The 14,219-nt window shown below is 37.9% G+C and carries 11 protein-coding genes and 1 pseudogene; 4 read left to right on the top strand and 8 right to left on the bottom strand.

Translation table 11 applies throughout. The features are described from left to right. The first annotated feature begins 19 nt into the window (after positions 1-19). Genes mgtA through AB7E63_RS00540 form a run of 3 tightly spaced genes read left to right on the top strand, consistent with a single transcriptional unit; the run spans position 20 to position 5,098 of the window. Positions 20-2,548, top strand: a complete 2,529-nt coding sequence (gene mgtA, locus AB7E63_RS00550; protein ID WP_006342042.1) for a magnesium-translocating P-type ATPase — start codon at positions 20-22, stop codon at positions 2,546-2,548. A gap of 11 nt (positions 2,549-2,559) precedes the next feature. After that, positions 2,560-4,443: a heavy metal translocating P-type ATPase gene (locus AB7E63_RS00545; protein ID WP_428418413.1), complete on the top strand. Its 1,884-nt coding sequence runs from the start codon at positions 2,560-2,562 to the stop codon at positions 4,441-4,443. 16 nt (positions 4,444-4,459) lie between these two features. After that, positions 4,460-5,098 (top strand): phosphoribosyltransferase, encoded by a 639-nt coding sequence (locus AB7E63_RS00540; protein ID WP_006342044.1) that lies wholly within the window; start codon positions 4,460-4,462, stop codon positions 5,096-5,098. Between the two features lie 90 nt (positions 5,099-5,188). Here AB7E63_RS00540 and AB7E63_RS00535 read toward each other — a convergent pair whose 3' ends face one another. The 5 genes from AB7E63_RS00535 to AB7E63_RS00515 all read right to left on the bottom strand — a co-directional run bounded on the left by AB7E63_RS00535 (position 5,189) and on the right by AB7E63_RS00515 (position 10,662). Further along, positions 5,189-5,629 carry an Hsp20/alpha crystallin family protein gene (locus tag AB7E63_RS00535; protein WP_006342045.1) on the bottom strand — a complete coding sequence of 147 codons (441 nt, stop codon included), beginning with the start codon at positions 5,627-5,629 and terminating at the stop codon, positions 5,189-5,191. A gap of 138 nt (positions 5,630-5,767) precedes the next feature. Next, entirely contained in the window at positions 5,768-6,706 is a 939-nt protein-coding gene (locus AB7E63_RS00530) for a hypothetical protein (protein ID WP_013925360.1), read from the bottom strand. Positions 6,707-6,821: 115 nt separating this feature from the next. Then, positions 6,822-8,024, bottom strand: coding sequence for an ABC transporter permease (locus tag AB7E63_RS00525; RefSeq protein WP_006342047.1), 1,203 nt, complete (start codon positions 8,022-8,024; stop codon positions 6,822-6,824). Continuing rightward, positions 8,021-8,725, bottom strand: a complete 705-nt coding sequence (locus tag AB7E63_RS00520) for an ABC transporter ATP-binding protein (RefSeq protein WP_006342048.1) — start codon at positions 8,723-8,725, stop codon at positions 8,021-8,023. The genes AB7E63_RS00525 and AB7E63_RS00520 overlap by 4 nt, the downstream gene beginning before the upstream one ends. 74 nt (positions 8,726-8,799) lie before the next feature. Next, the gene (locus AB7E63_RS00515) at positions 8,800-10,662 is read right to left on the bottom strand and encodes a glycosyltransferase (RefSeq protein WP_006342049.1); all 1,863 of its coding nucleotides are present in this window, start codon (positions 10,660-10,662) and stop codon (positions 8,800-8,802) included. Between the two features lie 94 nt (positions 10,663-10,756). Between AB7E63_RS00515 and AB7E63_RS00510 the strand changes: the two genes are divergently transcribed. After that, on the top strand, positions 10,757-11,434 hold the full coding sequence (locus tag AB7E63_RS00510; protein ID WP_006342050.1) for a DUF2490 domain-containing protein: 678 nt from the start codon (positions 10,757-10,759) through the stop codon (positions 11,432-11,434). On the opposite strand, the gene AB7E63_RS00505 is transcribed toward AB7E63_RS00510, so the two are convergent. From AB7E63_RS00505 to AB7E63_RS00495, 3 genes and pseudogenes are all read right to left on the bottom strand, one after another. After that, positions 11,431-12,666, bottom strand: coding sequence for an MFS transporter (locus AB7E63_RS00505; RefSeq protein ID WP_006342051.1), 1,236 nt, complete (start codon positions 12,664-12,666; stop codon positions 11,431-11,433). The two genes, AB7E63_RS00510 and AB7E63_RS00505, sit on opposite strands and share 4 nt — an antisense overlap. A 161-nt stretch (positions 12,667-12,827) precedes the next feature. Continuing rightward, the gene (locus AB7E63_RS00500; RefSeq protein WP_006342052.1) at positions 12,828-13,301 is read right to left on the bottom strand and encodes a hypothetical protein; all 474 of its coding nucleotides are present in this window, start codon (positions 13,299-13,301) and stop codon (positions 12,828-12,830) included. A 95-nt stretch (positions 13,302-13,396) separates the two neighbouring features. Next, positions 13,397-14,148, bottom strand: a pseudogene (locus AB7E63_RS00495) (glucose 1-dehydrogenase). Positions 14,149-14,219: the final 71 nt, after the last annotated feature.

Raw genomic sequence — 14,219 nt, 5'->3', positions numbered from 1 at the left:
AGATTTTCATGTTAGATGTATGTTAGATACCTCCCAATCATTTTGGTCTCTTTCAATCCAAGAAATTTTAAAAGGGATTGAAACAAATCTAGAGAATGGGTTGTCTGATGCTGAAGCAAAAAAACGCTTGAGAATCTATGGTGACAACGTTCTTAAAGTCAAAAAAAGTAAAGGCACATTACAACTGCTGTTTGCACAGTTTAATACACCTTTAATTTACATGCTTCTTTTTGCAGCCGGTCTATCTTTGCTGCTTTATGACAGAACGGATGCCTTAATTATTTTTGGCATCATCGCGATAAGTACCTTATTAAGCTTTTACCAAGAAAGAAGTGCTGTAAAAGCAATGGAACAGTTGCTGAAGATCGTCCAGATTAAAGCCGCTGTTATCAGAAGTGCACAAAAAAAAGAAATTCCCATCGAAGAAGTCGTTCCCGGAGATATTGTAGAACTGCATGCAGGCGACATCATTCCTGCTGACAGCTATGTGCTTGAAGCTAAAGATTTGTATGTAGATGAAGCCACATTAACAGGGGAAACGTTTTATGCAGAAAAATTTGCAAAAGTCACTCCGCAAAGTGCACCCATTTCTAAACGAACCAACATTCTTTTTATGGGAACCCATGTGATCAGTGGAACAGCTAAAGTGGCTGTCATCGTAACAGGAAAAAATACGGAATTTGGCAAAATTTCTGAACGACTTTCCTTAATCCCTCCTGAAACAGAATTTGAACATGGAGTGCGTCGTTTTGGTTACTTTTTAATGGAAGTAACATTTGTCCTTTTAATCATTATCTTTGCATTTAATGTATACCTAGCAAGACCTTTAGTCGAATCCTTGTTATTTGCTCTGTCTCTCTCAGTTGGACTAACGCCCCAATTATTGCCCGCAATTATTACAATCAATCTGGCTCATGGGGCAATTCGAATGGCTAAAAGCAATGTCATTGTCAAAAAACTTGTGTCGATTGAAAATTTTGGAAGTATGGACATTCTATGTGCCGATAAAACGGGAACTCTGACGACGGGAGAAGTCAAACTCAATAAAGCTTGTGATTTCAAAGGCGTAGAAAATTCCAAAGTTGCTTTGTATGCTTACCTAAATGCTTTCTTTCAAACTGGATATACAAACCCCATTGACCAGGCTCTTATGCATGGCACTTCACAAGATATTCATGCGTGGAAAAAGTTAGATGAAGTTCCTTACGATTTTATTCGAAAGCGTATCAGTATTTTGGCCGAAAATGAAAACTCACGCTTCATCGTCACAAAAGGGGCTTTCCAACAAATTCTCAGTATTTGCACACATGTTGAAACATCACCCGATGCGATTGAGGAGATACGTGCATGGACTAATGATTTGAAGAAGCAATACATCACATACAGCAAAAGTGGATTTCGTGTCTTAGGGCTGGCATATCGTAAGGAAAACGATATTTCAATTTTAACAGCTGAATGTGAGTCTCAAATGATCTTCTTAGGCTTTTTATTATTTTGGGATCCAATCAAAGAAGATATTGCAACATCTGTCGATAATTTGAAGAAACTTGGTATTTCATTAAAAATCATTACAGGGGACAACCGACTCGTCGCATTACATGTCGCAAAGCTTCTAAATATCCCTGAAGAAAAAGTTTTAACAGGACCACAACTGCATCAAATGAGCGATCAGGCCTTATTAAACCAAGTGAATCGAAAATCCATTTTTGCCGAAATCGAACCCAACCAAAAAGAACGTATCATACTCGCTTTAAGAAAAACAGGGCACGTCGTGGGATTCTTAGGGGATGGAATCAATGATGTGACCGCCCTTCACGCTGCGGATGTCAGCATTTCTGTTGATAGTGCTGCTGATGCGGCCAAAGAAGTCGCAGATATTGTTCTGATGGAAAAAAACTTGTCGGTCCTTGAGGAAGGTGTAAAAGCGGGAAGAATGACATTTTCTAATACACTTAAATACGTATTCATGGCAAGTAGTGCAAACTTCGGCAATATGTTCAGCATGGCGGGAGCCTCTCTTTTCCTTAGCTTTCTTCCTTTATTACCCAAGCAAGTCCTCCTCACAAATTTGATGACAGATTTTCCCGAAATCACGATAGCTTCCGATAATGTAGATAAAGAAATGATCGAAAAACCGTTGCGCTGGAATATTGGGTTTATTCGCAAATTTATGATCATATTTGGACTTATTAGTTCTATTTTTGATTATGCAACTTTTGGCGTTCTTCTATGGCTTAAAGCCTCTGTAGAAGAATTTAGAACGGCTTGGTTTATTGAATCGGTCGTTTCGGCCACATTAGTCGTTCTTGTCATTCGAACGTTTAAACCATTTTTTGCAAGCCTTCCAGGTAAATATTTGTTAATCGCAGTGACGTCAGTCGCCATTATGACTCTTTTCCTTCCCATAATGCCTTTTGCCAATTATTTGGGTTTCACCGAACTCTCCATGAAATTCTATCTTTTTATAACTCTAATTGTGGCTCTCTATATCGCAACTGTTGAATTCGCAAAAAAAAAATTTCTACGAAAAGGCTTAAATAATCTATGAATTCTGAGCATATGCAAAGTTCTAGAAAAGATAACAAAAATTTGCTTGGCACCGAAGGTTATATCGCCATTCTGGCCCTTGTTTGTATCTTCTTACATCTAATCTTTCGCTTTCTCATTCCTACCCTTTCTCCTTTTGCTCTTTACCCCTTGTACATCACGCTCGCAATTGGTGGCACGATTCTAGTCTTAGGTCTTTTATCCAAGTTGCTTGAATTTAATTTTGGCTCCGATTTACTTGCCGGCATATCCATTATTACGGCTGTTCTTCTTGGAGAATATTTAGCAGGTGCCTTAGTAGTGCTCATGCTTTCAGGCGGAGAAACTCTTGAAAACTATGCAATTCGAACAGCATCTAAAACCCTTCAAGTTTTAGCTAACAGAGCCCCTACCATTGCACATCTCAAAAATGACGGCTCTTTCACAGATCTCCCCGTGGAAAAAATTAACATTAACGATACGCTTTTGATTTTTCCTCATGAGATTTGTCCTGTCGATGGCAGTGTGATTGAAGGTAATGGTGTTATGGACGAATCCTACTTAACAGGTGAGCCCTTTTTAATTTCGAAAGCACCTGGATCGACAGTGATATCGGGATCGATTAATGGAGATGCTTCTTTAACCATAAAAGCTGAAAAATTGGCCGGAGATTCCCGCTATGCTAAAATTATGCAGGTTATGTCTGAATCCGAACAAAAACGGCCGCGAATCCGCCGATTAGCAGATCAGCTGGGTGCCTGGTATACGCCCATAGCCCTTTTAATTGCGTTTGCAGCATGGTTTATGAGTGGAGATCCCATACGTTTTTTAGCTGTGCTTGTGATTGCGACCCCCTGCCCGCTGCTTATTGCAATTCCAGTGGCGATTATCGGATCGATCTCTTTAAGCGCTAAACGAGGTATCCTCGTTAAAGATCCGGTTGTTTTAGAACAAATTGATCAATGTAAAACAATGATTTTTGATAAGACAGGCACATTAACTTATGGAAAGCCCACTTTAACTGAAGAAACTCTCTATAACAATAATAACGCTCAAGATGTTTTAAAATTTTCGGCTTGCTTAGAAAGATATTCCAAACATCCCTTAGCAAGTGCAATTTTAGAAAAAGCCACACAAAAAAAAATCCAACTCATAGATGCTGAACACATTAGTGAACCTAAAGGAAAAGGGCTTCAAGGAATTGTCAATGGACATGAGGTGATGATTACAAGCCGAAAATACCTTGATCAATTAGGTCTCGAAAAAGAAAGAGAGCAGCTCCCCTACAGCAGCGGTCTCGAGTGTATCATTATTATCGACCACCAACTAGCTGCTCATTTTCAGTTTAGGGATGCTCCAAGAACAGATAGTAAATCATTTGTTCAGCATTTATTTCCTAAGCATGGATTTAAAAAAACGCTCATTATTTCAGGAGATCGAGAAGAAGAGGTCAAGTATTTAGCTGAAGCTGTTGGAATTAATGAAGTCTATGCAAATAAAAGCCCTGAAGAAAAAGTGGAAATTGTTTTAGAAGAAACCAAACTCGCTAAAACAGTTTACTTAGGTGATGGAATAAATGACGCTCCGGCATTAGCCGTGGCTACTGTTGGGATTGCTTTTGGACAGAATAGCGATGTAACTGCCGAGGCTGCAGGGGCAGTGATCATGGACAATACACTCGAGAAAGTCGACGAATTTCTCCATATTAGCCATCGTATGCGTACAGTCGCCTTACAAAGTGCTGTGGGAGGCATGGCTCTCTCTTTAATCGGAATGGTCATCGCGGCCCTTGGTTATTTACCTCCTGTCGCAGGAGCAATCAGTCAGGAAGTTATTGATGTCTTAGCTATTTTGAACTCTCTTAGAACCATTTGGAAACCAAAAATGATGACTGATATGCCAATAAAAGCCAAATAAACATTTAGGTATACATATGAATCACTTTAAAGATCGGCACGATGCGGGGAGACAGCTTGCAGAACTTTTAGAAAAATATAAAGACAAAGATGTCATTGTTTATGCCCTGCCACGTGGAGGGGTTGTCATAGCTGAAGAAATCGCTAAATTTTTACATGCTTCCCTCGATTTAATTTTTGCTCACAAAATAGGTCATCCTTATCAAGAAGAATATGCAATTGCAGCGATCTCCGAACATGGACTAATCGTCGAAGCATCTGATGAACTTCGATTTGTCGATAAAAAATGGTTCGAAAAAGAAAAAGAACGACAAGTACTTGAAATGAAAAGAAGACGTGCCCTGTATTTGAAGAACATCCCAAAAAAATCCGCAAAAGATAAAATTGCCATTATTGTGGATGATGGCATTGCAACAGGTCTCACCATGCAAGCAGGGATTAAGGAATTAAAATCCAATCAACCAAAAAAAATTATCGCAGCCGTCCCTGTAAGCCCAAAAAGCACCGCACAATTGTTGACCAGTATGGTTGATGAATTTGTGGCCATTGAAATCCCCCCAGATGGGCAATTTTTGGGAGCCGTAGGAGCTTATTATGATGAATTTTACCAGGTAGAAGACCAGGAAGTTATCGATATTTTATCTCAAAATTCTTAATAAAAGTGGAAAAAATACATTAAATAAAAAAACCGAATCATCGCTTTAAACAGCATTAATTCGGTTTATCTAAACTTGGACTAAGTGGATTTACTTTTTCTTATTCCCTGACTTAACCTTAATTTTTTTTGTTTCAGCATGTTTGGCTAATTGAAGAGAAACTTTTAAAATTCCATCTTCGTAAACAGCTTGTGGCTCTTGCTTTTCATCAATTTGAGCAGGCAATGGAATAGAGGAGGAATAGCTTCTTTTAGAAAAACGATAAAAATTTCTTTTTTTGTCTTTTTCTTCTTCTTTTAATTCTCCTTTTATCCAAAGAACCCCTTTATTTAAGCTAACCTCAATATCGTCTAAACTAAGTCCTGGAACAGGCACTTCTACATGAAGCTGATTATTCTCTTCATAGATACGCACACCTTTTATAGAAAAATCGTCGGATAGCACATTACCAGCAAAAAGATTCGGCCATAAGTTTGCGAGCTGTGTAAACGGTCTATCAGAAATAAGATCGGGTAATAAATCTCGAGCCATAATTCATCTCCTTTAAATGATATAAAACGCATTTTTCCCTTCTCTACCATATGAATAAATAGAAGGGATGTATTCTCTCATTTACAGGATATAAAAAATTTTAATCAAGAAGTTATTGACGACCTTTGATGTGCAAATCTAAAACATTCTGCATTTTTCAATGGCTCGTTCCTGAAGATCTTTCATTTTGCATGTTACGGCCTCTTCCTGCTCGGCAAGCCTCATGATTTTTTCTACATGATTGTTAAACAAATCAACATCTGTTTCTTCCTCAAAGCAAAGAATACTATCTTCTTCCCAAAATAATCCTTCCTTAGCATTCATAAATTCAATCAGTTCAATTGCCGTCTGCATAAACTCTTTCTCGATGGAAACATAACTTTCCCACAAAGGATTTGATTGTGCATTTCCTCTTTCCATGCTAGCTTTGCAGCGAATTCTTAATTCTTCACGGGGTAATTCAGCTATCTCATTATCTAAATTCAGCATGTATTTTTTGAGATTAAGATCTAAAATGCTGATTTCTGCCAACAGAATGTTAAGTTTTTCTATTAACTCTGCCCGCTTCAACTGATCGCATAAGCTTGTTGGATCAAATAATTGTTCCAAGCCCGATTCTTCTAATTTTAGATTATATTTTTGCATGTCATCCACACGGCTAGTAACGAGCTTGTCAATGATCCGTAAGACATCTGCCATGTCCCCATATTCATCCGTTGAATATTTTTTTTCTGAACTATCCACACTCACTCTTAAAGGATCTTTTTCAAGCATATCCAATAAGGCTAATTTCGTATTTTCAAATTCTGTTTCAATTGCTTCTTGGCTTGTTGATAAAGTCTTAATTCCAGCAATTAATGAAAATAATGTCGCAAAGCAAATTAACCCATATGGAGCATTTTTACTTTTAAAGAACTTTGAAATTCCATAAGCAAACAATGCGGCCCAAAGTGAAAATCCGGTGAGTTCACAAACTTGCCATGCAATGCTATTTTGGGAGCTCATTCCGTTAGCACATAAAACGATAATCCAAAAAACAACACTGAGAACTGACATCACTGTAATCAAATTTTTCATGGCAACCTTCACTCTTTCATTCATGATTTGCTATTTTAAACTTCAGAATATTCGTACAAAAGAGAATAAATTGTCAAAATATAAATATAAAACACAGGAAAACAACGACGATAAGCTAAAAAGCCCTGAGAGCTTTTGCAATTGTCATTCTCGCGACACGAATACCAGCAAAAGTGGATGCAATGATAGCTGCTGCAGAACTGAGCCCAAGCGTTACGTACACCATGGACCATTCGAATTCAAAAGAAATGTAAAAAGGACGTGTCAAACCTGGACCTGGGGGCATTAAAATCCCGTTGTCAAGAAAGACTTTTAGGATGACATAAGCCACACATATTCCTAAGCAACTTCCTATCACTCCGAGATATGCGCCTTCTAGAATAATTAAACGTATGATATCTGCAATCGATTCTCCATTAGCGCGAAAATTCCCAATCTCTTGCTTTCTTTCTAATATAGAGGATGAAATAGAATTAAAAATTCCTAATAAAACAATCGATAGAATAATCATTTGGATAACATGAAATTGTGCATGGAGCCAATCAACAGAATGTTGATAGTAAACTTTGTCCAAAATTGCAAAAGAGGTTGTTTCAAGATTCGGAAATTTTGCTTCTAATGCTTGTGAAAAGGCATCCCAATCCGAATCACTTCGCAATCCCACAGAGATTAATTCGATTCTGGAAGTCTTTAATAAGGCCTGTGCTTGAGATAATTGAATCCGAAAGATGCGATTATCAAAATCGAGAGAACCAGTATGAAAAATTCCTGTTACAATAAATGTTTTTTCACTCATTGTTCCATCTATGGATGTCACAAATAAAGAGATCTCTTCTCCTGGAGATACATCCAAAGCTTTTGCTAATCCCTTTCCTAAAAGAATCCCGTTTTCTTGGTGGACAAGTGTTTCTCCAGATTCCACGTTCAGGCTATAAAAGAATTCCGCCTCTTTTTCGGCCACAATTCCATGCCCATATCCACTTACCCCCACGTTTCCTTTTTTCAATAACGCTGGAAAGTTTACGCGTGGGAAAACATGCTCAACTGATTTTTGCGTAGATAAAAAAGCTTCAATTTCCTCACCATTGCTCATCCAATGATTCCATGGATCCACATAAACAGTTTCGCGGTAATCTCTTTCATTAATTTGACCATGTCCATAATGGGCATGAATCGTATTTTCCTTATATTGATTCAATACACCGTGAATAAATCCTTTGAAGGAAAATAAAACACCGGTTCCTAATGCAATTGTAAGTAGTATTGCCAGCGTTCTTCGATAATTGCGAAATAGATTCATGAAAGAAAGAAAAATCATAGCGCTCTTCTAGTTAATATTTCTGATAAAATTCCGTCCTTAATCAAAAAATTATAATCTGAATAAGATTGAACCATGCTGTCGTGAGTGGTTAAAAGAACGGATACCTTTTTTTCCTCAGCTAAAAATTGGAAAATGTCCATAATTTCGCGGCTTGTTGCTTGGTCTAGGCTTGCAGTGGGTTCATCTCCGATAATGACTTCTGGATTTTTTGCGATCGCTCTGGCAATGGCAACCCTTTGCCTCTGTCCTCCACTTAATTCAGATGGTCTTTTTTTACGATGGTCCCACAGGGATACAGCTTCCAAAGACTCTTGCGTTCTCTTTTTGACTTCGTTGCTAAGCAGACCTTGTCTATGCAAAAAATACGAGACATTCTCCTCTGCTGTTAAAACAGGAATTAAATGAAATTGTTGAAAAATGAATCCAATTTTGAATTTCCGAATATGATTTTTCCGTGATTCATTCATTTGAGAAATGTCTTCATTTTGGAAATAGATGTTCCCCTTTTGTAGAGGTTCAATAAATCCGAGAATATTTAATAGTGTTGATTTTCCAGAGCCGGATGGACCAGAAAGAGTCACGAGTGATTGGCTTGGAATATCAAAGGAAATATCACGAAGAGCATCAACTAAGTGAGATCCTAGTTTGTAGGAAAAAGCCACATTTTTTAGACAAAAAACAAAATCTTTCTTATTCATTTTCAATAATCCATTAGTTAATTAACGGATTATCAATTAATTACTTTTTAATATCAATAAAAATGAATTTAATACTATTTAATATGGGATGTTTCAATGCTTTTTTCAGAGAGAAACGCCATAACTGGTGCACATAAAAAAGAAATAATTTGATTAACTATTCCTAACCAAATTAAAAAAATAATATCTGCCGGCCAAAAGCTAATAAAAGGAATTAAAATGACAGCGATCACAGCATAAATAATCGCTGAAATGATCTCTTGCTTACAAGAGAGAAAAGCCCTCCACAAACTTGTTTTTGCCTTAAATTTATCTGTGCGAATCCATGTCAATTGACTTGACATCCACGCTTTATAAAACGCAACATTCCGCGTAAAAATGAGCGATCGCGCCGCTAAAGCCGATAATAGGTATTCCTTCCAAGATCCACCAAGTAAGCGGATAGACAACCAATTACAAAGAATATTCTTAATAAAGACGATAGGGATAGCCCACAACACAGCTTTTGGCAATATGAAGGACTGCTGTTTTACAATAGCAAACCACAAGCATATGCACAGAATAGGAATATTGATGAGAAAGCTCAAGGATTCACTAAAGAAAATGGATAAACTGTGAAAAATTTCACCAAATTTTTGCGCTAATGAAAGACCGTTCTTTGCCCAAGGCAAATAGAGGCGCCAATGTTTTTGGATTTGTTGAACAGGGCCTGCTGACCACCGAAAACGTTGCAGCTTGTAACTTTCAAATGTTTCGGGGATTAACCCGTAACCAAAGGTTTCTTTTAGATAATAGCCTGCAAAACCTAATGCGTGGATCCGTACGGCGACTTCAGAATCCTCTGTAAGACACCATTCTGCCCATCCTCCAACTTCATCTAGTGCAGTTCGACGAATTAAACACATAGTCCCAATCGTGTAGGTCACATCCCATTCATTTTGGCCTGGCAGCTCCAATTTGAAATGGGTTTCATATTCATAATAACAAGCCGCTTGATAATGACTATGGTCCCAATCTCTATAATCCTGACAAGATTGTACAAAGCCAATTTTTGGATCGTCAAAAAAGCCCACAAGACGGCTTAAAAAATCTTCCTTAGCCACATAGTCTGCATCAAAAACCGCAATCAATTCAGCTTGTGAAGCAGTGCATTTTAGACAGGCATTAAGTGCTCCAGCTTTAGCCCCTGCTAGCTTGTCGATGTGATAAAAGCGGAAACGCTCGCCAAGCTGCAAACAATGTGCTTCAACAGGAGCCCAGACCGTTGGATCTTTGGTATTGTTATCTAATACGATCACTTCAAAATGGGGATAGTTAAATCGGGAAATAGCATTAAGTGTTTCGATAACAAGTTCTGGGGGTTCATTGAAACAAGGAATGTGAATCGAGACAAAGGGGGAATTTTTTTTTGATTGATCTGCGATTGTCAGTCCCCTTTTCAATCTAGGAAAACGAAAATATAAATCTGAATACCTGACTAGTGTAATCCAACTCAGCATCACCGTGTTGAATATCATCAAACAGCCGAGCGACCCCATTAAAGTAATGAAAATAGCAGCACTTAGCCAATGCTCAAAATAATGGAATGAGGCCATTACAAGTTCACTCAGCCAAACAATTCCATAAAAGGCGGGTAAGATCATGCTCACTAAAAAAAAGACACCAAATAATGAGATCGTCGAAATCAATCTATAAAAACATAGAACAAGCAACACACTGACGCATAAAGTCGCCATCACAGGCAAAAGTTCATGTATCATTGTCCAAGTTGCACATGCAATTCCTAGAAGCGTGATTGACCAAATAATCCCGGAGACTAAATTTGACTTCCATCGAAAATAATAAACGGCCAAAAGCAAAAAAGCTGAGGCCAAAAATAGAAACATAGAAAAATAAAAGCCGGCCGTTGTAAAAGCTGTTATTGGCAACTGAAGCATTTCGATTCTCTCTTTCGTATACTACCAATCCATAACATTGATTGACTAAAGTAGAGAAGTATTTTGTTTTCCTTAAGCGAGTAATAAGCCTTCTATGACACACCATTTTTCCTTTGCGATAGGAATCGTCAAATTTATTTTTTTTATTCTTTTTTTCCTTTCTTTACAGGCTAACGAATTTGACGCTGAGTATTGGCAATACTTTACTTTGAAAAATTTTGAAAAAGGACCCTACAGGCTGTATTCGTCTGGTGAATTCAGGATGGATCGCGACGCTTCAACACTCTATCACTATCGCATCACAGAAAATTTCGCTTACAAAGCGACTTCATGGCTTGATTTGGAAGCTCATTACAGTTTTATTCGCACTAAACCGATCGAAACAAGAATGTTTCATCATACGCATCGCTTAGAGCTGGAAATCAATCCATCCCTCCAGCTAAATGATCGCGTAGTTATCAAATGGCGTAACCGTCTCCAAATCCAAAAAAGGCAAAATAACCCCCGCATTGAATACATCTTTAGACATCGCATCATGTTAGTTTTTCCTCTTGAAAATTGGGGAAAATTAACTGAAATCAAATGCTATGATGAGCTTTTTTATCATTGCCATTCTCACCATTTTACTCAAAATCGTTTTTTCCCCATCGAAATGACTTTTAAGTTTAAAAAAACATATTTGAATATTTTTATTATGCTGCGACGATTTGCTAACCAAGCCACTCGAACACGTCTTAGTAGCGTGTGTCTTGGTTCCGAAGTCGGTTTCTAAATAAAGAGCTTTCGAAGTCGCATAAAAAATATCCCTGCAGTGATAAGCAATAGAAAACCCCCTACATGCATGGGAAGACTTGGATAATGCCCAACGAAAGAGCCAGAACACAGAGGACTAAAAATGAGCGCAGCGGCATTTACAGAGCTTAAAATGCCTAAAGCTTCCCCCTGATTTTCTGAAGAAATGCTATTCGAAACAAGTGTTGTAGAAGAGGGAGTCACAAAGGCGACAAAATAACAAATGAGAAATAAGAGCGGCCAAATTAAGAATGAAATCGGCAAAAAAGGAATGCTTAATATCGTGATTCCTGACAGCAAATTCCCCCAGAAAAAAAGCTTTTCTGCAGTCAAAAACTTGGTGAAAGGTCGAATAAGCAAACCTGTGCTCAAAGCATAAAAGCATCCTGATGCCGCATAAAAAACACCCAACATTGTTGCTGTAAAATTCAGCTGAGAAATCAAATAAACAGGAGTAAACTCAAAAAAATAAGACCAACCAAAATTATGAAGGAATGAACAGAGAAATACGATTCTAATCTCTCTAAAATAAAAGGCTTTTTTTATGCTAGTCAATCCAGAGCATAAACTTAGCTTAAGCTTTGCAGAGATAAAATGTGTTTCTTTGAAAAGAAAAAAGACAAATAAAAAATTCAGACCAGTTAAAACCAGCGCTAAAAGAAAGGGTGCGCTGTAACCAAAGGATGACAATATCCCACCAAAAAATGGTCCTAGCGTAAATCCCACGCCTAAAGCCATACTGTATAATCCAAAATGGTTCGCTTTCTCCTCGTGAGAGCTTAAATCGACAAGCGTGGCTTGAACAATCGACATATTACCTGCCGCACATCCGATGATGATTCGCGAAGCTAATAAAAGCCAAATATTGCTTACGAATACCCCCCAAAGAGCGAAAAGATAACCTAACATTGCTATACCTATGCTGATTTGCAAAGGTTTTTTTCGACCCATATTGTCAGAAATCGATCCCCATAAGGGAGCACTAAAGAATTGGGCAAAGGGCATCAAAGCAATCAAAATTCCTAGCCACAGCCCCCTTAAATCCGCATTGGTTTCAATTGACAAAAGTCCTGCTGATTGATCAAACAGCATCGCAGCAAATAAGGGGTAGACAAGTCCGACTCCCATATAATCAACAAAAGCAATAAATAAGGTTGCATAAAGAGTATTTTTCTTAGAACTGGTCAGCAAAACATCTTGTGAAAAATGCATCCTAATCTCCGATAAAATTTAAAATAGAAAAAATGAATAATGACGTAATGGCCGGGGAAAAATGTAGGAATATAAAGAAAAATACAAAAGAATGGCTAAAAGCCATGTAGATGGTGCAATTAATTATACAAGAAAAATCATTTAATTCAAATCATTTTTGCTTACTTATAATGCAAATGCGCCTTTTTTCTAGCTAAAGATATGTGGAAATCATGACCAAAAAGTTTTGGAGTCGCCCCATACTTTTCTCTCAGTTTTTCTAGCTCTGGAGATTCTACCTGTAACACTGCATAACTGGTATTTTTTGATAATTGAAGAACCACAATTTTTTTGGGAATAAAATGGAAGGTTTTCCCTAACTCTTCTGGAGTAATGTGTTCATCTGCATAAAAAACGCTGATGTGAGCTCCTGGAGAATCTATTCTACGAAAATAGGGCGGGACCCTAAAACCATCTTCTTTAAGTCCTAGCATGGGAAAAAGCCTTCGAATATAGTCATCATCCACTTTAAGATAGACAAATCCATCTGATTTTCCCACTAATTTTCCCTCTAGTGGTAAGTGTTCGGTAGCATAGCTGACAACACTCTGCCAGGCAGGATTTTCCCTGACGACTAAATGCTTTTTTTTGTGCACGTTTTCTCTTGAGCACCCTAAATTAACCAGAGAAATAAACGCTAATATACAGTAGACGAAAATTTTAAAATGACTCATGAGATTCCTTATTTCATTCAAAAATACCCGCCCGAGATAAACATGATTTCTCCTGTAAATCCACGTGGAGTCATCTGATGCTAAAAAGACAACAGCAGGAGCGATATCTTTTGGCAGGCCAATTCTTTCAAGTGGGTTTTTGATTCCACTTGCTGACAAAATTCCCCTTTATCAATGCCCATGGAATGGACACCCTCAATCTCTACCATCCCGGAGTTGACCGAATTGACCCGGATCTTTCGATGGCCAAGCTCTTTACTTAAACACTTTGTGATTGGGTCAACAGCCCCTTTGCTTGCACTATAGACAGACATATTGGGGAGCGTGGAAACACTAGCCGTAGAACCAATATTAATGATACTACCTCCGGAGCCCCAAAATACTCTACAGCTTTTCGAGAGACCAAAAGTAACCCAAGCACATTTATTTCAAATATTTTATAAAAATGTTCTGGAGTAACATCTTCAATGGGGTGAAACTCCTATATCCCTGCATTATTTACCAAGATGTCAAGTCGTCCAAAGTGATTAAATGTTTCAGAGAAAAGGCGTTTAACGTCGTCAGGCTTAGAAATATTGGCCTGTATAGCAATGGCTTTTCCCTCCTTCTTGTCAATTTCCGCAACAACTTTTTCTGCATCTTCTTTGCTCGATGCATAATCAACAACTACAGCAGCTCCTTCCGCGGCAAAGTGCATCGCAATGGAAGCTCCAATGCCTTTTGAGCCCCCTGTTACAATCACCACTTTATCCGCCATCTTTTTTGACATATCAGCACCTTTAAAGGTATGTGTTCGAAATTAACATTATAAAAGCCGACATAATGCGTAAACATTTTTTT

Origin of the sequence: Parachlamydia sp., assembly GCF_050255895.1 — a bacterium.
Lineage (GTDB): Bacteria > Chlamydiota > Chlamydiia > Chlamydiales > Parachlamydiaceae > Parachlamydia > Parachlamydia acanthamoebae.
Note: the sequence above shows the minus strand (reverse complement) of the source record. Positions and strands in the feature narration are given on the sequence as shown.